This window comes from Amycolatopsis sp. NPDC051102 (genome assembly GCF_040682815.1).
Taxonomy (GTDB): domain Bacteria; phylum Actinomycetota; class Actinomycetes; order Mycobacteriales; family Pseudonocardiaceae; genus Amycolatopsis.
Window position 1 is genome coordinate 276,567 of record NZ_JBFBBT010000001.1, and the last position, 18,331, is coordinate 294,897.

15 protein-coding genes are annotated in these 18,331 nt (G+C 71.1%); 10 read left to right on the top strand and 5 right to left on the bottom strand.

What is annotated here, in order from left to right; genetic code table 11:
* Positions 1–206: 206 nt before the first annotated feature.
* Together AB0M93_RS01175 and AB0M93_RS01180 are read right to left on the bottom strand one after the other, a co-directional pair.
* On the bottom strand, positions 207–494 hold the full coding sequence (locus tag AB0M93_RS01175) for a hypothetical protein (protein ID WP_364266762.1): 288 nt from the start codon (positions 492–494) through the stop codon (positions 207–209).
* Positions 495–737: 243 nt separating this feature from the next.
* Positions 738–1,679 carry an NADP-dependent oxidoreductase gene (locus AB0M93_RS01180; RefSeq protein WP_364266765.1) on the bottom strand — a complete coding sequence of 314 codons (942 nt, stop codon included), beginning with the start codon at positions 1,677–1,679 and terminating at the stop codon, positions 738–740.
* Between the two features lie 99 nt (positions 1,680–1,778).
* On the opposite strand from AB0M93_RS01180, the gene AB0M93_RS01185 reads away from it, so the two are divergent.
* Positions 1,779–2,381 carry a helix-turn-helix domain-containing protein gene (locus AB0M93_RS01185; RefSeq protein WP_364266768.1) on the top strand — a complete coding sequence of 201 codons (603 nt, stop codon included), beginning with the start codon at positions 1,779–1,781 and terminating at the stop codon, positions 2,379–2,381.
* Positions 2,382–2,438: 57 nt separating this feature from the next.
* Entirely contained in the window at positions 2,439–2,813 is a 375-nt protein-coding gene (locus AB0M93_RS01190) for a hypothetical protein (protein ID WP_364266771.1), read from the top strand.
* Here the strand turns inward: AB0M93_RS01190 and AB0M93_RS01195 are convergent, their stop codons facing one another.
* Positions 2,814–4,298 (bottom strand): non-reducing end alpha-L-arabinofuranosidase family hydrolase, encoded by a 1,485-nt coding sequence (locus AB0M93_RS01195; protein ID WP_364266774.1) that lies wholly within the window; start codon positions 4,296–4,298, stop codon positions 2,814–2,816. It lies immediately after the preceding gene.
* Between the two features lie 915 nt (positions 4,299–5,213).
* On the opposite strand from AB0M93_RS01195, the gene AB0M93_RS01200 reads away from it, so the two are divergent.
* From AB0M93_RS01200 to AB0M93_RS01235, 8 genes are all read left to right on the top strand, one after another.
* Entirely contained in the window at positions 5,214–5,897 is a 684-nt protein-coding gene (locus tag AB0M93_RS01200; RefSeq protein WP_364266777.1) for a helix-turn-helix domain-containing protein, read from the top strand.
* 457 nt (positions 5,898–6,354) lie between these two features.
* A complete protein-coding gene (locus tag AB0M93_RS01205) occupies positions 6,355–7,191 on the top strand; it encodes a hypothetical protein (RefSeq protein ID WP_364266780.1) in 837 nt (278 codons plus the stop codon).
* A 94-nt stretch (positions 7,192–7,285) separates the two neighbouring features.
* Complete coding sequence (locus tag AB0M93_RS01210; RefSeq protein WP_364266783.1) at positions 7,286–8,155, top strand: helix-turn-helix domain-containing protein; 870 nt, start codon at positions 7,286–7,288, stop codon at positions 8,153–8,155.
* A 213-nt stretch (positions 8,156–8,368) separates the two neighbouring features.
* Positions 8,369–9,334, top strand: coding sequence for a PDR/VanB family oxidoreductase (locus tag AB0M93_RS01215; RefSeq protein WP_364266786.1), 966 nt, complete (start codon positions 8,369–8,371; stop codon positions 9,332–9,334).
* A gap of 722 nt (positions 9,335–10,056) precedes the next feature.
* A complete protein-coding gene (locus tag AB0M93_RS01220; RefSeq protein ID WP_364266789.1) occupies positions 10,057–12,375 on the top strand; it encodes a copper oxidase in 2,319 nt (772 codons plus the stop codon).
* Positions 12,376–12,484: 109 nt separating this feature from the next.
* On the top strand, positions 12,485–13,201 hold the full coding sequence (locus AB0M93_RS01225; protein WP_364266792.1) for a DUF1775 domain-containing protein: 717 nt from the start codon (positions 12,485–12,487) through the stop codon (positions 13,199–13,201).
* Positions 13,198–14,820, top strand: coding sequence for a copper resistance CopC family protein (locus AB0M93_RS01230; protein ID WP_364266795.1), 1,623 nt, complete (start codon positions 13,198–13,200; stop codon positions 14,818–14,820). Before AB0M93_RS01225 ends, AB0M93_RS01230 begins: the two co-directional genes overlap by 4 nt.
* A gap of 17 nt (positions 14,821–14,837) precedes the next feature.
* Entirely contained in the window at positions 14,838–16,190 is a 1,353-nt protein-coding gene (locus AB0M93_RS01235) for a PepSY domain-containing protein (RefSeq protein ID WP_364266798.1), read from the top strand.
* Positions 16,191–16,203: 13 nt separating this feature from the next.
* On the opposite strand, the gene AB0M93_RS01240 is transcribed toward AB0M93_RS01235, so the two are convergent.
* Positions 16,204–17,052: a carbon-nitrogen hydrolase family protein gene (locus tag AB0M93_RS01240; RefSeq protein WP_364266801.1), complete on the bottom strand. Its 849-nt coding sequence runs from the start codon at positions 17,050–17,052 to the stop codon at positions 16,204–16,206.
* Between the two features lie 281 nt (positions 17,053–17,333).
* Positions 17,334–18,254 (bottom strand): CPBP family intramembrane glutamic endopeptidase, encoded by a 921-nt coding sequence (locus tag AB0M93_RS01245; RefSeq protein ID WP_364266804.1) that lies wholly within the window; start codon positions 18,252–18,254, stop codon positions 17,334–17,336.
* Positions 18,255–18,331: the final 77 nt, after the last annotated feature.

An 18,331-nucleotide genomic window follows, 5' to 3' on the forward strand; every position in this document is an offset into this window, starting at 1 on the left:
CCAACAAGACGACGCACAAGTACCTCCAGGAGCGCGCAACTTTGCGCAGACTCACTCAACAATCAACTAGACGGAGCGACAGGCGTCTACGTCCGTTCGTAGGTAATCCATTGCGCGGCCCTCGCTGCACCGCGTGGACGTGTCGGACGACTCGCGCGCGCTGGTCAACGAGCCGAGGGGGCTCGAACCTCTGGCCCTGCCCGGTTCTAACGGGGGAGGAAAAACAGAACATCCACCGCCACGATGGCGGCGGGCACCGCACCGAGCGCGACGCAGGGCAGGCCCGCGAGCCAGATCGTCCGACTGCGCGTTCGCCGCGACGACCGGACGGCGAACCCGCCGGCCAGCATCGTCCAACCCGCGGCGACGGCGAACAAGGTGAACGTCGTCCCGGAGCCGGCCCAGTCCCGGCTGTTGCGCGTCAGGGCAAGGAGGAGGAGAAGCGCGCCGGCGGCGGCGATTCCGAGCGCGATCAGGGTGATTCCCAGGGTCATGACCACTGTCTTCGCCACACGGACGCTCCGGGCGCTGTCGCCTTGCACTGCCGGAACGATACCGGTGGCCGGGCCGGTGAGGTCCGGCCGCGCCTTGCTGCAGGCCAGTATCGCGGCTGCTGTCCGGGCCGGTGTACCTCTACATCAACCGGCGACACCGCCCCGTCACCCGCGAAGTGGCCGAGAAGATCGTCGATGTGGTCTTGGCCGGCCTCCGCGCCATCATGTTGTAGGGCGCGCCGATCAGCTGAAGCGGGGCTCGGCGATCTGAAGGATGATCTTGCCGCCGGGGTGTCGTGACTGGCTCAGTTCGATGGCTTCGCGCCAGTCGGGGAGGGGGATGGTGCGGGCGATGGGGATGCCGAAGCGGCCCTGGGCTGCGAGCTGGGCGCACATTTCGACGATGTCGTAGCGGTGGCCGAGCGGTCCTTGGGTGAACGCGTCGCGGGCGCCGGCTGCGCGTGCCTGGGCGAGGTTGCTGATGGTCAGGACGTGCTGGGGGTCGGTGACCGTGCGGAGGAGTTGCGGGATGGTGGCGTCGTCGGGCGGTGAGACGTCGAGGACGACGTCGACGGGGCCGCCCGCCAGGTCGCGGATCCGCTCGGCCATGCCGGTGCCGTAGGGGGTGACCTCGGCTCCGGTGGCGCGCAGGGTTTCCGTGTGAGTGAGGCCGGCGGTGGTGAGCACCCGGGCCCCGATCCGGCGCGCGAGTTGCACGGCGGCGAAGCCGGTGGTGGTGCCGCCGCCGCTGACGAGCAGGGTGGTGCCGGGGGTGATGCCGAGCAGGTCCAGGCCGAGTTGAGCGGTGTCCACGGCCATGGGCAGTGCGGCGGCGGCCGCCGGCTGGAGGGCGGGTGGCCGCGGGAACCAGACGTCGAGCAGCGCGTACCCGGAGGCCCCCGCGGTTGGTCCGGTGAACGGGGCGGGGCCGAACACCGCGTCTCCGGGCTGGACGCCTGTCACGTCGTCACCGAGGGCGTCGACGGTGCCGGCGACTTCGAGTCCCACTCCGCGGGGCAGGTCGCCGGGGTAGAGGCCCCGGCACAGGGCCAGGTCGGCGGGATTGATGGTGCAGACCTCCACGGCGACCCGGATCTGCCCGGCGGCCGGCCGGGGCTGCTCGGCTTCCTCGAGCCGCAGGACGTCGAGGGGCTCACCGGTGTGATGGAAACGCAGGGTACGCATAGTGATCTCCCGGGCTCGGCCGATGATGACAGCAGATGCTGTCGTCACTACGAAGGTAGCACGGTGACGACAGCATCTGCTGTCGCTATGCTCGGGCCCATGGCTCGTTGGGAGGGCAACACGCGTGAGCGGCTCGAGCGCGCCGCGCTGGAGTTGTTCCGTGATCAGGGCTACGACCGCACGACGGTGGCGCAGATCGCCCACCACGCCGGCTTGACCGAGCGCTCGTTCTACCGCTGGTTCACCGACAAGCGGGAGGTGCTCTTCGCCGGCGACGAGCTGCAGGCCTGTTTGGAGACGGGCATCGCCGAGGTGCCTGCGGGAACCGGTGCGCTGGCGACGCTGATGGCTGCCTTTGCCGTCGTACCGGAGGTGCTGCGTCCGCGCGAGCTGCTGATCGAGCTGCGCGCCGTCATCGTGGCCAACCCGCCCCTACGGGAACGCAGCCTGATCAAGGAAGCGATGCTGTCCGAAGTGACCGCGGCGGCCCTGTGCCGCAGGGGCCACGACGAACAGACCGCGCGGCTGGCCACTGCCCTCGGAATGGCGATCCTGGGGGCGGCCACCAGGCGCTGGGTATCGGGCGACGAGGCCGGCTTCGCCACACTGCTGGCCGAGAGCGCCGCCGACCTCCTTGCCGTCGCCGCCGACCTGCCACCCGCCAACCCCGCGACCGGTCACGCACCGCGCAAGGGGAAGTAGCGGGAGCACCTCAGTCCGGACGAGCTCGCCGACGTGCGCGTGTGGGAGATTGCTTCCGTGGCAGCCGAAGCGATCCCGGGACCTGAGGTCGTGCTCGAGACCGATCGCCTGTTGCTGCGACCGTGGCGGGTGGCCGAGGCTGTCGTGCAGCGCGAGCTGTGGGCCGAACGTGATCCGCGGGTGCCCTCGCATCGGCGGATCGATGCTGCCGGCCATCCCACCGTTGCCGAGCTCGCGGAGGCGATTCGCGCCGGCCGGTCGTCGGTCGGTTTACTGGCGGTCGAGCGGAAGGTCGCCGGTGATGTCATCGGCTACTGCGGGCTGATCGACGGCGGGCGGGGATGCGAGGGCGAACCGGAACTGGCGTTCGAGCCCGCGTGCGGGTACCCGGAGGTGGGGCGGGCTCGGCCGCGCGCCGAGCCCGCCCCGTGACTAGCGCTGCAGGGTCAGCACGCCGGGCTTGTAGGGCAGCAGGCCGTAGTCGACGCCGTCGGAAGCGGGGTCGCGGCCCTGGTAGAGAAGCTGGAGGTTGCAGGGGTCGATGGTCTTGGTCTGGTCGGGGTTGGTGCGGACCAGGTCACCGTGACTGATGTCGTTGGTCCAGCTCGCGCCGCTGTTGGCCTTGCCCGCGAACGGGTTGCTTTCGGTGGCGGCCTGCGGGGTCCACGTGCCGCTCAGGCTGGTGGCGGTGAACGAGCGGAAGAAGCGGCGCTCGTTCGTGCCCCGGGACTCGACGATCATGAGGTACTGGTTCTGGCCCTGGACCTTGTAGACCTCGGGTGCTTCGAACAGGTTGAGCGCGGTGTCGCTCATGATCTTCGTGTAACTCGAGCCGAAGCTGCCGGGGAAGTTCCCGATGGGCATGGTGGCGCGGTAGATGCCGCCGTTGTCGTCGGCGAAGAACAGGTACATGTTCGTGCCGTCGCCGATGATGGTCTGGTCGATCGGGGCCCCGCTGGGGAGCGTGCCCGTGAACAGCGTCTGCTGCGCGGACCAGCCGTTGGGGTTCGTGGGGTCGCTCGAGGTGCGGTAGGAGAACGTGTCGGGCCAGCCCCACTGGTAGGCGAGCACCCAGATGTTCTTCGGGGCGAAGTAGAACAGCGTCGGCGCGACGGCTCCGAAGGACATGTCGTTCTGGCTCGCGGTGGCCATGTCGGACCAGTTCGTGAACGGGCTGAAGCTCGTGGACTTCCAGGCCGATCCGGTGTCGTGCGTGGTCGCGTAGACGACGTGCTTGCCGTTGTACACGACGTTCGTGAAGTCCTTGAGGGAGACCCAGCCCTGCTTCGGGGTGGCCAGCGGGCCGGTCGAGCTCCAGCGGTAGCTCGAGGGCAGGGTGCACGCCCCGGCGGTGCTGTCCACCTGGACGAGCTGCCACTGCTGGCCGGTGCCGGTGGAGCCGGTCTGCTGCACCACGGCGGCGCCGTCGGCGGTCGAGGCGCCCTGGACGTCGAGGGCTTTGCCGCTGTTGCGGTTGACCAGCCGGACGTACCCGGTTCCGGCGTCGGCGAGGCTGAACTGCTGGTTGGCGCCGCCGTTGTCGCTCCACTGCACCACGGCGGCGCCGTCGGCGGTGGACGCGCCCTGCACGTCGGCGAGCTTGCCGGAGTGCCGCGCGCGCAGCTTGTAGTTGCCGCCGCCGGCGTCGACGAACTGGAACTGCTGGTTGGTGGCGTTGCTGCGGCTCCACTGGATGAGCCCGGCGCCGTCGACAGTGGACGCGCCGCTGACGTCGAGGGCCTTGCCGCTGTTGCGGTTCAGCAGGACGTACCAGGCGGCGGTGTCCACTGTGGCGGCCGACGCCGCGGTCGGGGCGACCGCGAGCAGCCCGCCCACGACCGGCACGACGACCGCGGCGGCCAACGCCGATCGCCACCGGCGGCGCCACCCCGCGACACGCGAGAATCCAACCGACATAGCATCTTTCCCTTCGTTGGGCGTCGTCGACCGACGATTGTTAGCGCTAACAGTTCGGGGCCGGCAGGGATGCGGCGGAGTGAAAGGGGGCGTTTGGTCGAGAGGAAGTGCGGCTGAGCGCACCAGAGGACTGTGAACGATAACCTGGGCGACGTCAAGACGTAACAAGCAGGTTTCGGATGAACGCACGCTCCGGGGCAGGTCGGAGGTTGGCAAAGCCCCGGAGCGTGTGGCCGCCGGCGGTGGCCTGGACACGCCAGGTCCAGGCGCCGCGTCGCCGGCGGCGGGACTGGGCCATGCCACGGTGCCCGCGGGCCGGCATCCGGTCGTGGTCGGGCTGGGGTGCCTCGGCGGCTTCACGCAGCCGCCTGCCGATCTCTTCGGTTGACCGCGCCGACCGGGATACGGGGAGAACGTTCCGGAATGATCGGCGTGCCGAAGTCAAGGAAAAGGCCGTCAGGCAAATAAGTGATTCACCCGATCGGGTGGATGGCTGATTGTGCCATTGGCCTGACGTGCGAGGACGGGGATCGCGGGCTTGGGGGTCGCGCGGCTCGCGTGTCACCTATTTCCGGCAGCCCGGGGTCCGTGGCGAGCGGATCGACGGCTCGCCGGTGACCGGGAACTTCCGGTAATGAACTGTAAACAACGGCGTCATCTGCCCGTCATGTGCTCCCGCACCATTGGCCGGACCACGTATTCCATTCCGCCATCCGGTCGTACCGGGAATGGTCCGGTCGCGACAGTGGCACCCACGAAGGGAAAACCGTGCGCGTACCCTCGCCGCGATGCCGGGGCCGAACGGCGGCCGATGTGTCCTATGCAGACAGTCAGGTGAGCAGCAGACCGTCGGAACCGGAGGGGGTGGTGATGGTGGCGGTGCAGCGGAACCCGGGCACCGGGGGTGCCCGGAGCATGCCTCCCGACGCGCTGGAACGGCTGCGGCGGCAGGCCGTGGCCGTGGTCGAATCGGGGATGTCGCAGACGCGGGCCGCGAGCATGCTGGGGGTGTCGAGGAAGTCGGTGGGTGCCTGGGTCCGGGCCTACCAGTCCGGCGGCGAGCCGACGCTGCGGCCCCGGCCGCGCGGCCGCCGGGTGGGGGAGCGGCTGGTGCTGTCCGCGGCCCAGCAGGGCCGGGTGCTCGAGATCCTGGCGGCCGGACCGCCCGACGAGGCCGGGTTCCCGTGGCTGGTGTGGACCCGCAAAGCGGTTTCCGAGCTGATCGCGCGCGAATGCGGGGTGGTGCTCGCCGGGACGACGATCGACAAGTACCTGCTCCGGTGGGAACTCCTGGTGCGCGACGGCGAGCCGTCCCGGCGGGCCGGCTGCCCACCCGGAACGCTGCTGGTGACCTGGACCCACCCGCGCCCGCCCGCGGGCCCGGCCGGGCTGCACGCGCTGGTCGCGGTCAGCGGCCGCGGCACGCTGCAATTCCTGGCCAGGACCACGCCGTTCACCGGGATCGCCGAGTTCCGGCACCGGCTGCGGATGCAGTGCGGCCGGGACGTCCGGCTCGTCCCGCACGACTGGCCCCCCGCCCACGCGGCTCTGCTCGACGACTGCGCGGCACCCGGCCGGGACGTCGAGCTCCCGGCCTGAACCCGCTGCCCCGCCGCCGATCCGGAATCCGGATCGGCGGTTTTTTTCATGCTCGCGGTGTGTTACCCGGGTGTAAACAGTTCGGCCGCTTCCGGAATCGCGTCCGGTGATGTCGCCGGAGGGAAGTCCCGGGTTTTCATTGAAAGGGTTACACGTGATCGGACCCTGGCCGATCGTGACGTCGTTCCCGCGGCTTCCGAAGTGTCCGGTATTTGCCTGACGCACTCGATCCGCCGTTTCTGTCCTGAATGGACGGAAACCCCGCATAAGCCCTGGTGAGAGCGTCGCGTACGGGAACGCAACCTCTCCGCAACGAACCGTCCTGCCCGTTTTCGCCCTGCTGGTCAAGAAAGCGGTGAACCTGCCACGATGCCGACGCCGGAGTTCCCAGCCTGGCACATCGGAACCGCGAATACCTGAGACCGGGCCAAGAGTCCGGCGTCCGAGGAGGCGGCACGTGCGATCCACGCCATTTCTCACCGCAGGCGCGCTGACCCTCACCATGCTGACCGCGACACCCGCGCTCGCGGCCGAACCCCCGGCGACGGTGGCCGGGTGCTCGGCCACGGTGACCGGGGTGCCGGGCGAGCGGGTGGCGCTGGCGCCCGCGTCGGTGACCGAACCCGTGGTGTCCGCGCTCGCCGGCCTGGACCCGCTGGGTCTGCTGACCGGGGTGTTCCAGTCGGTCTGGGCGGGCGCGGCGCCCATCCCGGTGGGGACCGTTCCCGCCGGGCAGGCCGAAATCCCGGGTAGCCGGATCGCGGACGCGGTGGTCGCACGCCTCGGTGAGCTCCCCGTGCTCGCGCCGGTGCTCACCCCGCTGGTGTCCACGGTGCGCACCTCGCTCACGTCGCTCTGCGGCATCGTCGTGCGTGGCCGGGTTCCGGACGCTCCGCCGGGTTCCCCGCCCTCGGTGCCTCCGGCGCCGCCGGAGCCCGCGCCGCCCGGTGCGGCCGATGGCGCACTGGGCGGCGGCGCCCCGATCGCGGGCCGGCAGTGGACGGTCGCGGCGGTGCCCGGCTCGACGCCGGACGGCGGCGCGGTGTTCGGCACCCCGATCCCCGGGCAGCTGCCGGGGGCCGGGTTCCCGATGCCGGCCGGTTCGGGGATGCCGCAGGCGGCCGCCGACGCGCCGGTGGTGACCGACGCCCGGCGCGCGGCCGGCTCGGCGGAGGCGCTGGCCGCGTCGTCGCGGGGCGATCAGCTGTCCTGGCCGGTCCTGGTGGCGATCCTGCTGCTGGCCGCGGTGGCCGCCCAGCTGGTGCGGCGGTGGGGCGTCCGCCGACCCCGGTGACCCGCCGGCCGCGAGGCCGGAGTTACTCCCCGGTTACGGGGAGCTTTGCAGGAGGGACGAACGGTGACATCCCGTTCACGAAAGGAAGTTCCTCATGAACAGCGCAGCTGCCACCATTCCGGACTTGACCGTGCCCGACCGTGATGCGCGCAGTCTCTCCGCGGACGCTCTCGAAGCCCTCCGCCGGCGGGCGGTCGCGGCTGTCGAAGCGGGTGTGACGCGGGCGGAGGTCGCCCGCTTGTTCGGCGTCTCCCGCAAAACCGTCGGCGCCTGGGTCGCGGCCTACCAGCGCCAAGGCGACGAGGCATTCCGGCCGCGGCGCCGGGGACGGCGGCCCGGCGAGCAGTTCGCGCTGTCGGCCACGCAGCAGGCGTGGGTCGTGCGAACGATCGTGGCGGGACCGCCCGAGGCGTGCGGGCTGCCGCAACGGCTCTGGACCCGGCGGGCGATCGCCGAGCTGGTCCGCCGCGAGTTCGGCATCCTGATCAGCTCGGCGACGGTGTCCCAGTACCTGACCCGCTGGGGGCTGGTCGATGAGCGCCGGCTGCTCCGGATGCGGCGGGGCCCGGTTCTCTCGAGCCGTCCGCGTGAACCGGAGCCCGGCGAGGAAAGCGGCGCGGACGCGGAAGTCTGCTGGCTCGCCTGGACGCGGCCGCACGCGCCGGCCGATCCGCGCCGCGGACCGGTCGCGGGCAAGCAGAACCTGCTGACCGGATTCCGGGACCACTTCGGCAACGTCAACCTCCTGCTGGCCCTGTCCCAGCGGGGGATGGTGTTCTTCCAGGCGCAACGCGGGCCGTTCGACGCACCGCAGGCGGACGAGTTCCTCCGGCGGCTGACCGCCCAGCTCGGCCGGGAGCTCGACATCGTCGTCTGCGAGTGGCCGGTCCAGCACGACGAAATGCTGCGGGACTGGCCGCGACCCCGGCCCGGCTTGCGGTCGGTTCGCTTCGCGCTCGGCTGAGGCGATTTCGCGACAGAAACAGCCGTCTTGCGGCCTCGGCAGAAACGAGTAGTATTTGACAGCAGAGCCGATGTGGGGTCCGGGAAAAAACTCACCGCCCCGGCCGCGCGCCGTGAAAACGGCGATACGCGGAATTCATTTCTCAGCCATGCCGCTGTTTCCGGCGCTGGTTTCACTTGTTCTGCGAACCGACGCGGACAATCCGGGAGAGCCATGACCGTCAACACCCTTCCTTCGGCCGACCTCGACCTCGAAGTGCTGCTGGCGCACAAGGAGACGATCGCCGACGGCGTCGTCCGGCTGGTGTTCCGCCACCCCGCCGGGGACCAGCTGCCGCCGTGGGCGCCGGGCGCCCACGTGGACCTGGTGCTCCGCCCGGACCTCGTCCGCCAGTACTCCCTCTGCGGCGACCCCGGCGACCGCTCGGTGCTGGAAGTCGCCGTGCTGCGCGAGCAAACCGGGCGCGGGGGATCCGCGTACGTGCACGACGCGCTGCTCCCGGGTGAGCGGGTCCGGATCCGCGGTCCCCGCAACAACTTCCCGTTCGTTCGCGCCGACCGGTACCTGTTCGTCGCCGGCGGGATCGGCATCACCCCGCTCGTCCCGATGATCGCGGCGGCCGACGCCGGCGGCGCCGGCTGGCGGCTGCTCTACGGCGGACGGTCCCGCACGTCGATGGCGTTCGCCGCGCGGCTGCGGGAGCGGTACGGCGACCGGGTGCTGCTGTGGCCGCGGGACGAAGGGGGACTGCTCGACGTGCCGGGGGTACTGGACACCGCGTTCGACGGCACCGCCGTCTACTGCTGCGGGCCCGAACCGCTCCTGGCCGTGACCGAAGCGGCCTGCGCCGGGCGGCCGGATCTCACCCTGCACCTGGAACGCTTCTCGGCCAGGGAGAACACCGGCCCGGCGACCGGGTTCGACGTCGAACTCGCCCGATCGGGGTTGACCCTGTCGGTGCCCGCCGACCGCTCGATCCTCGAAGTGGCCGAGGACGCCGGGGTGCCGGTGCTGTCGTCGTGCCGCGGCGGAACGTGCGGCACGTGCGAAACCCCGGTGCTCGACGGGGTTCCCGACCACCGCGACTCCCTGCTCACCGGCGAGGAGCGCGCGGCGAACGAGACGATGATGATCTGCGTGTCCCGCTCCTGCGGCCGGAAGCTGGTACTGGACCTCTGAAATGCCTGTGACTACGACGAAACTCGGCAGCCTGGCGGCCGCCCTCCTGGCCGCCGCTTCCTGTGGCTGGGCACTGTGGACGGTGGCGGGGCACCTCGGCGACGTCCCACGGCCACCGGCGGCCGTGGTCGCCGCCCCACGACCGGCGCCCCTTCCCGCCACCTCGGCCATCCCCTCACCGACGCCGACCGGCCCGCCTCCCGCGTCGCCGGTTCCGACGACGGCCCCGGCGGTGCCCGGACCGGATCCCACCATTTCCGGCGGACCGGTCGTGACCGGCCGCCTTCCCCCGGTCGCGACGCCGCCCGGGACACCCGGGACACCCGGACAACCGACGCCGACCGGGGAATACCCGCCTCCGCCGGGAGAACCGCCGGTGACACCGCCGCCGCCGACCCCCACGGAAACTCCGCCACCGGAACCCCCGGTGACCGAACCTCCGCCGCCGCAGCAGCCTGCTCCGGAATGCGATTCGAGCGGATTGCTGGGACCGTTGCTCTGCACCGTCTTCGGCCTGCTCGGCTGAGTGCGGGGAAGTATTCAACGCAAACACGCGAGTCCCTTTTGATGACCCTATTGCTCACTGTGGGAACTATTTTTCGTGGCTGACTATTTCACGTCCAGTTAACATGGAAAATCCGAGCCGACCCCGTTGTTCGTGATTCACTTTTTCTCGTTCGGGCGGCCCGATTTCCGCCGGGCCGGAAAGAGAAAGGAAGCTCATGTCCCCAGAAGCTCCGCCAGGAGCCCGCACGAGGCGGCGTCGCGCCAAGTCGGTGGTCACGGTCACGCTCGCGGTCGCCACCCTCGGCGCCTCCGCGGTGGCCGCGGTCCCGGCCTCGGCGCAGCAGCCGATCGGGATCGGCCCCGTGCCGATCACGTTCCACATGAAGGACGACAACGGCAAGTGGTTCGACTCCGGCCTCAACCTGTTCGGCGACCAGTCCCTGGCCGTGGCCGAAATGCCCCGCCTCGGCACGCTCGGTGGCCTGACGACCGGGGGTGAGCTGTCCAGTCTCCTGAACTCCGACCTCCTCGGCGCGGTCGGCAACCTGACGCAGAACCTCCTGGGCCAGGTCCCGCTGCTCGGTTCGCTCGGCGGCGAGCTGGGGAAGGCGCTGAACCTCGACAGCACCCTGTCGGCGGTGAAGTCGATCGGGGCGAGCAACCGGCAGGCCGCGCCGGCAGCGGCGAAAGCGGAGAACCTGCTCGGGCAGTTCGGCCAGCAGCTGGCCACGATGCACGCCGACCAGCCGCTCAACCTGAACTCGCTGCCGATCGGCCTCGACCTGCAGGGTGCGCTCAACGACCTCGCCAAGTTCGCCGTCAAGGGACCGCCCGTGACGGTGAACTTCGTGGTCGACCCGAAGGAGTCGACCGGTGCCCGGAACCCGATGGGCCTGATCGCCCCCGAAGGAGCCGAGGGCTTCCCCTACGACATGCCCGGCGGGGCGTTCTTCGGGCAGCGGTCGATCCAGCTGACCGAGCCCGGGCTGTACGCGTTCACCGACATGGTGACGCCGTACATGCTGGGTGCCGTCGTGGTCGACGACCCGCTCACCATCGGCCTCGACTTCGGCAAGGCGTCGATGGTGAACTCGCGCAACCTCGTCGTCCCGACCAACTCCGACATCGTCAACCGGCTGGTGAACACGTTCTTCAACATCACCAACCCGAACAACTGGCAGCAGTTCAAGCCGGACTCGGAGAACAAGTTCGACGCGATCCAGCCGCCGGTGCCGATCCTGCAGTACGACGCCGCGGGCAACCCGGTGCTGATCCCGAACCTGGACGCCTACTTCGACAAGAAGTTCTCCTACCCGAAGACCCTGTCGAAGGGCAACCAGCTGCCCGCGACGCCGGGTGTCGGCGAAGTGTGGATCGACACCGAGGTCGAGGAGTGGGCCGGCAAGAAGGCGGTCGGTTCGGCCACGAAGGTCAACGTGACGAACTGGACGGTCGACCGCAAGATCGGTGCCCCGTCGATCAACATGAACAACCCGCACAACATGTGGACCGACAAGGACTACAAGTACCTCTACCAGACGGAGTGGTTCTCCAACAAGGTCGACGTGTTCGACCGGGAGACGGGTGCGTTCGTCCGGCAGACGCAGGTCGGCCAGAACCCGGCGCACGTGATGACCGAGCCGGGCAGCGACAAGCTCGTCATCGGCATCAACGCCGGCAACGAGGTCGTCGAACTGGCGCCGGGCGGCACGAACGTGCTCCGGAAGATCTCGGTCAGCCCGACCGGTGAGGTCCGGCACCCGCACGCGCACTGGACCAGCGCGGACGGCAAGACCGTCGTCACCCCGAACGTGATGACCAACAACGCGTCGGTGATCGACATGCCGACCGGCACCGTCCGGACCGAGAAGACGGGCCAGTTCCCGATCGCCTCGAGCATGGCCCCGGACTCCTCGAGGTTCTACACGGCGGACTTCCTCGGCGAATCGATCACGTGCGTTTCGCTCGCGGAGGCTGCCTGTGCGGACAACGGGCAGAAGGTGCACAGCAAGACGATCGACCTGTGGGCGAACTACAGCCCGCAGGACGGCCCGAAGAGCGGCGCGCCGTTCGGCGGGCTGATGATCCAGCTGCCGGTGAGCCCGGACGGCAAGGCGCTGCTCGGAGCGAACGTGCTGTCCCAGACGGTCACCGTGGTCGACCCGCGGACGAACAAGGTCGTCAAGGACCTGCCGTGCACGGCGGGCTGCCACGGCATCAACTTCGGCGCCAAGAAGGGTGGTGGCTACTACGCCTACGTGTCGAACAAGTTCTCCAACGTCATGCAGGTCATCGACGTCGACCCGAACGGTGACGGATCCATCGACGACGCGAAGGTGGCGGGCCAGCTGACCCTCGACCCGACCGCGACGACCAAAATGGACGGTTCGATCTCCGGGAAGGCCGGCTACGGCGGTCAGGGCGTGCTGCCCGTTCCGCTGGTCTACAACGGATGGGCTCAGCAGAACCAGGGGAACTGGCGGGCTCAATTGACCTGCCAGCAGCTCAACCCCATCACCCAGTCCGTTTGCTGACACACCCGGAAACGGTCCGGGGCCGGGTGCTTCCCGGCCCCGGACCACTCCGTTCGGAGGAGATCCCGTGGCGCATCGAAGGAAACCCCTCGTCAGAAGTCTTTTTGCCTTGCTCACGGCCGTGCTCGGCGTGCTGGCACTGGCCCCGCCCGTGGTGGCCCAGGTGTCCATCGTGCCCGATCGCGTCGACGGCGGTGGCACGCACACCTTCGCCTTCCGGCTGGCCAACGAGCGGGCCGACACGAAGTCCACCCGGCTGGAGCTGGTCTTCCCGGCGACCCCGCCGGTCGCCTACGTCAAGGTCGATCCGGCGCCGGGCTGGACCGTCGCCGTCCGGCCGCGGCCGCTCGACCCGCCGATCGAAGCCGGCGGCAAGGTGATCCGCGAGGCCGCGGGCGCCCTCGTCTTCGAAGGCGGTGCGGTCGCGCCGAGGCAGTTCGAGCAGTTCCTCGTCACCATGGGGCCGCTGCCCGCCGACGGGCGGCTGCTGTTCGAGGCAACGCAGACCTTCGCCAACGGAACGGTCGCGCACTGGAACCAGACGACGTCGCCCGCGCCGGCGATCACCTTCGGCGCCGGGCTCGTCGCTCCCGCGGCCGAAGCCGTTGGGCAGCAACCGGTTCCGGCCGAGAACGCCGACGTCCCCGCGGACCAGGCGCCGTTGAGCACCAGTGCCGCCGAGGGGCCCCCGTTCGATGTGCTGTGGGGAGCGTTCGGCCTCGCACTCGTCGTCATCGCGGTGGTCGGGTACCGCGCCCACCGCCGCCGGTTGCGCGCGCCCGCCCCGGAACCCGAGCGCGACCGGGCGGAGGTGAGCGCCGAATGACGGCGGTGAAGGACCGTCCCCGCGTCGCGACCCCGCCTCCGCGCGCCGGCGCCGGTCGGCTGGCCGCGCTGCTGCTGCTGGTTGCCGCGTGCTGGGGCACGCTGCTCGTCCTGACCCCGGCGGCGACCGGGGATCCGGTGCTCGTGACGACTTCGCCGGGCAGCACCGAAGTGGTGAAGTCGCCCGACGCCGTCGTGCTGACCTTCGACCGCCCGGTGCCGGCCGCGCTGGCCACCGTGCGCATCCTCGACCCCGACGGAAGCCAGGTCGTCTTCGCGCGGCCCACCCACGCGGGCGGCCGGAAGGACACGATCTCCGTGCCCATGCCGGCGGAACGGCACGAAGGCACCTACGCCGTGGCGTGGACCCTGCCGTCGAGCCGGCTGGAACCGGTCAGCGGCTCCTTCACCTTCGACGTGTCCTACCCGATCCGGCCCGACGGCGTCCCCGAGATCGAGACGACCCGCGACCCGGTCGTGGCGGCCGTCCACCTGACCGCGCGGACGCTGGCGGTCGCGGCGATGGTGGTGCTGGCCGGTCTCGCGTTCTTCGTCGCGGCGATCGGGCCCGCCGCCGCGCGGACCCGGGCCACTCGCCGGCTGGTCAAGACCACTTGGTGGCTCGCGATCGGAGGCACGCTCGTCGCCCTCGTGTCGTTCGGGCCGTACGCCGCCTGGGTGCCGTGGCGCGACGCGCTCGACCCGCACCTGGTGGCGGGCGCTCTCGAGTCCGACGCCGGGGGAGCGCTGCTCGCCCGCCTGGCCACGTTCGTCCCGGCCACACTGGGCCTCGCGCTGCTGATGAGGAGTGAGCCCGCGGAGGATCGGCGGCTGCGCGGCGCGGCGGTGCTGGGCTGTGCGTCCGCCGTCCTCGCCACCTGGACGTTCGCCGACCCGCGGCCGCCCGGCGCGCCGCCGGTCCTCGCACTCGCCGCGGACATCGGCCTCCTCGTCGCTCTCGCGGTGCCGGCCGGTGTCCTGGTGCTGCTGCGCTTCCCGGTCGCCCGCCACCGGCACACGGTGTCCCGGTTCGCGCGGTCGGTGGTGGGGTGCGCGGTGCTGCTCGCCGTCGCCGGGACCGCGCAGGCCTGGTCCGGGCACCGGCTCGGCTGGCTTCCCGCCGGAGCCCTCGCGCTCGCGGCGATCCTGGCCGTCCTCGCCCGGCTCGTTCCGCGCCGTCCGGCCAAGGAGCGGCTCGGCGGCCGGATCGTCGCGGTGACGGGAGCGGCCGCGCTGATCACCGCGGCCACCGCGACGCTGATCGCCCTCGACCCCGGCCAGAGCGCACACGCCCAGGGGCCAGCAGGGCAGGCCCCGGCGGCGATCCGGCAGCAGGCCGCGCCGGCGCGGCTCGCGTACGACACCGGCACGCTGGACCTCGTCGTCATCCCGGCGGCCGGCCGGCTCGACGTGCGCGTTTCGGTGCTGGGGCCGCACAACGCCGACACGACCGTGACCGCCGCGCTCGGTGCCACGCCGGTCCCGCTGGAGCGCGCCGGGAGTGGCTACTGGACGGGACAGGCGAGCGCGCCCGGATCCGGCCGGTCGGAGCTCGCGCTGACGCTGCGGGCCGGCGACGGCAGCACGCGCACGGTCAAGCAAGCCATCGACGTGCGATGAACGAATCGGGAGCCGCCTTGTCTTCGACGCCCACCGTCCCCGCGCACCGGGCCACCCGGCCGTCACCCCGCCCGCGCCGGGGCACCGTCCTCCAGCTCGTCGCGCGGCGGCTGCACTTCCTGGCGGGCATCGTCGTCGCGCCCTTCCTCGCGGTGCTGTGCCTGACCGGGCTCGTCTACGTGTTCAGCCCGCAGATCCACGACAGCCTCTACCGGTCCGACCTGTACGTGAACCAGGTCGGCGAGGTGCGGCGCCCGCTCGCTGAGCAGGTCCGCTCGGCGCTCACGGCGCACCCGGAAGCGACGCTCAAGTCCGTCCTCACCCCGCCCGCGGCCGACCGCACCACCCGCGTGGTGCTGACGGTGCCCGGGCCGGCCGGGACGCCGGACCGCACGGTCTTCGTCGACCCCTACACCGGGCTGATCAACGGTGAGCTGAGCACGGTGGAGAACCGGCTGCCCGCGAACACGTGGCTGCGCCGGCTGCACGGCAACCTGCAGCTGGGCGTGCCGGGCCGGCTCTACGCCGAGCTCGCGGCGAGCTGGGTGCCGCTCGTGGCCGCCGGCGGCCTGGTGCTGTGGCTGGCCCGGACCCGCCGGAAACGACGCCTGCGGGACGTGCTCCTGCCGTCCACCCGGGACCAGACGGGCTGGGCGCGGTTGCGCGCGATCCACGGCGCCGGCGGCCTGTGGCTGACGGCGGGCCTGGTGCTCGTGGCCCTCACCGGACTCGCCATGAGCCAGTTCGCGGGCGGCCGCGCGGACCCGGCAGCGGACCCGATCCACCTGCGGGCCCCGGTCCTGGCCGCGGCCCCGGTGCCGGTCCCGCCGGGCGGCGGGCCGATCGGCCTGGACCGCGCTTGGGCGGTGGCCTCGACGGCAGGCCTGGACGGTGAACTGGCCCTGGTGCCGCCGCCGGCTCCGGGCGCGCCCTTCACGGTCACGGAGCTCGCGGAAGGGCTGCCGATCCACCGGAGCGCGGTCGCGATCGACCCCTACACCGCGGAGATCACCGAGCGGATCGGCTGGAGCGACTACTCGCCGCTCGCCAAGCTGACCGCGCTGGGCACGCAGTTCCACACCGGCACGTTGTTCGGGCTCGCGAACCAGATCCTCCTCGCGCTGGTGGCGGTCGCCACGCTGGTGCTGCTCGCGCTGGGATATCGCATGTGGTGGATCCACAACCCGTACCGGGGACGCTGGGCGTCCCTGCCGCGGCCGGTGTGGCGCCAGCTGGCCGGCGGCCCGCTGACCGTGGTCCTGCTCGGGATCGCGGTCCTGGCGTGGGTGCTGCCCCTGGTCGGCGCGAGCCTGCTGGTGTTCCTGGCCGTGGACGCAATGCTGAGCCGGTTCAAGCGCCGCACGGCGTGATTCTCCGGGAACCTCATTTCGTTTCGTGCGAATGCGGTGCGGAAACACCGGCTTCCGGCTTGCGCTCTTCGAGGTGGTGCCGGGCGCGGCGGGCGGCCGCGATTTCCGCGTCGACGTCGATTTCGGCGATGACGAGACCGGCGCGGGAGCCGGTTTTGGCGCGGGTGGTGCCGTCCGGGCCGACCACTTTGGCCGACCCGAGGAACCGGGTGCCGTGCAGGACGCCCGCTTGGTTGGCGGAGACGAAGACCACCTGGTTCTCGGCCGCGCGCACGCAGTCGTAGACGTCGAACAGCCGGGCCTGCCGGTCCCGGGCGCGCGTCGGCGTTCTGCTGCCGGTGGCCCACGAACACAGGCACGCGAGAATTCCGGCGCCGTCGGCGGCGAGGGTGTGGGCGGGCTCCGGGAACGCCTTTTCGTAGTCGGCCAGCATGCCGAGCCGGCCGGCCGGGGTGTCGAAGGCGGTGAACCCGCGGCCCGGCGTCCGGTACACCGCCTCGGCCGGGGACAGGTGCACCTTGCGGTGGCGCCCGAGCACGCCGTCGCCGGACACGCACGCCGCCGCCGAGTAGCGCTCGCCGTGCTCGCCCGCTTCGGTGTAGCCGAAGCACACCACCAGGTCCCCGGCCAGCTTCACCACCTCGCGCACCTCGGGCCCGTCGGGGTCGAGCGCCGGTGCCGGCTGCTCGGGGTCGGCCCTCCCGAAGTCGGTGAAGGAGCCGCCGAGCGTGCCGTCCGGCAGCACCAGCACCGCGGCCCGCGCCTGGCGGGCCTCCTCGGCCAGCGCCGCGACCCGCCCCAAGCCGAACGTCAGGTCGCGGCCGAAGTGGGCGGCGACCGTGGCGATCCGGGATAGCCCCATTCCGTTCCTCCCGGCGCTGCCTCGGGTTTTCCGAGAGAACTGCGCTGCCGACAATGATGGCGGAACAGATGACGGGCAGATCACCTTTTCGTTGAACGCACATTACCTTGAATGGCTCGCCGGGTCACCTATTTGCCTCGGAGTGAACACCCTTGACTTTCGGGGAAGGTGCGCCTCGTCCATTCAGTTCGACGAAGCTCCATTCCACGTGGCGGCGTGGATGACCTGCACCCGGCGAAGCCCCGGCCTGGCCGGCCGGGGTTTCGCCGCACCGGTGGTCGTCACCCACCTCCGGGCGTGGACACCTGCGCCGGCGTGCTCGGCGACGCCACGGCTTCGGGCCGGTAGCCCAGGCGCCCACGGGTCGCGATCAGCGCCGCCGCCGCCGCGATGGCCGACGAGATCAGGAACACCAGTGCGACGTCGTCGGCTCCCGCGTCGGGGAACACGTCCGCCCACGCGACCGAGATGGTGTTGTTCACGCCCGTGTGGACCAGCATCGCGATCGGGAGGCTTTGGCCGCTGCGGTTGAATACCCACGTCATCAGGATGCTGAACAGCGTGGTCGTCGCGATGAACACCACGAGCGTCCAGACCGTCACGTCCGGCCAGCGGCCCCACTCCGAGAAGAACAGCGGCAGGTGCCACAGGCCCCACAGCGGACCCAGGATCAGCGTTCCGCGCAGCGGGCCGAACTTCGGCTGCAGGTGCGGGAGCGCGAAGTCACGCCAGCCGGGCTCTTCCGCGAGGCCGGTGGTGACCATCTGCAGCACCAGCCCGGGCACCAGGGCCACGAACACCGCCGCGCCCGGTACGTGGGCTTCACCGCCGTTCAGGGCCATGCCGGTCAGGACCAGCGCCGCCGGGACGCCGAGGATCGAGCCCACGTACCAGCGCCAGTTCACCTTCCACTTCAGCAGCCGGCCGGCCCAGCGCCGCAGGCCCGGGCGGCCCTCGGCGGCCGCCGTGACGAGGAAAGCCGCCAGGATCGGACCCAGGTAGGCGCCCGGCAGCACGCCGAACAGCTGCGTCGTCCCCATGATCTCCGGGAACGCGATCTCCGGTTCGACGCCGAGGCCGTTGCGGCCCAGGATGTACGGCGTCCACGCGATCCAGCTCAACGCCAACGCGAGGGTGAAGAAGCTGATGAGCGGGCACCGGGCGATCAGGCCGCGTAGTCCCGTGTTCCCAGGTTCAGCCATTGCTTTCCTTTCTCGAAGGTCGACAAGTCATTCGCCGGCGCGCAGCGTCCGGTCAACGAGTTCGTCCGCCACTGCTG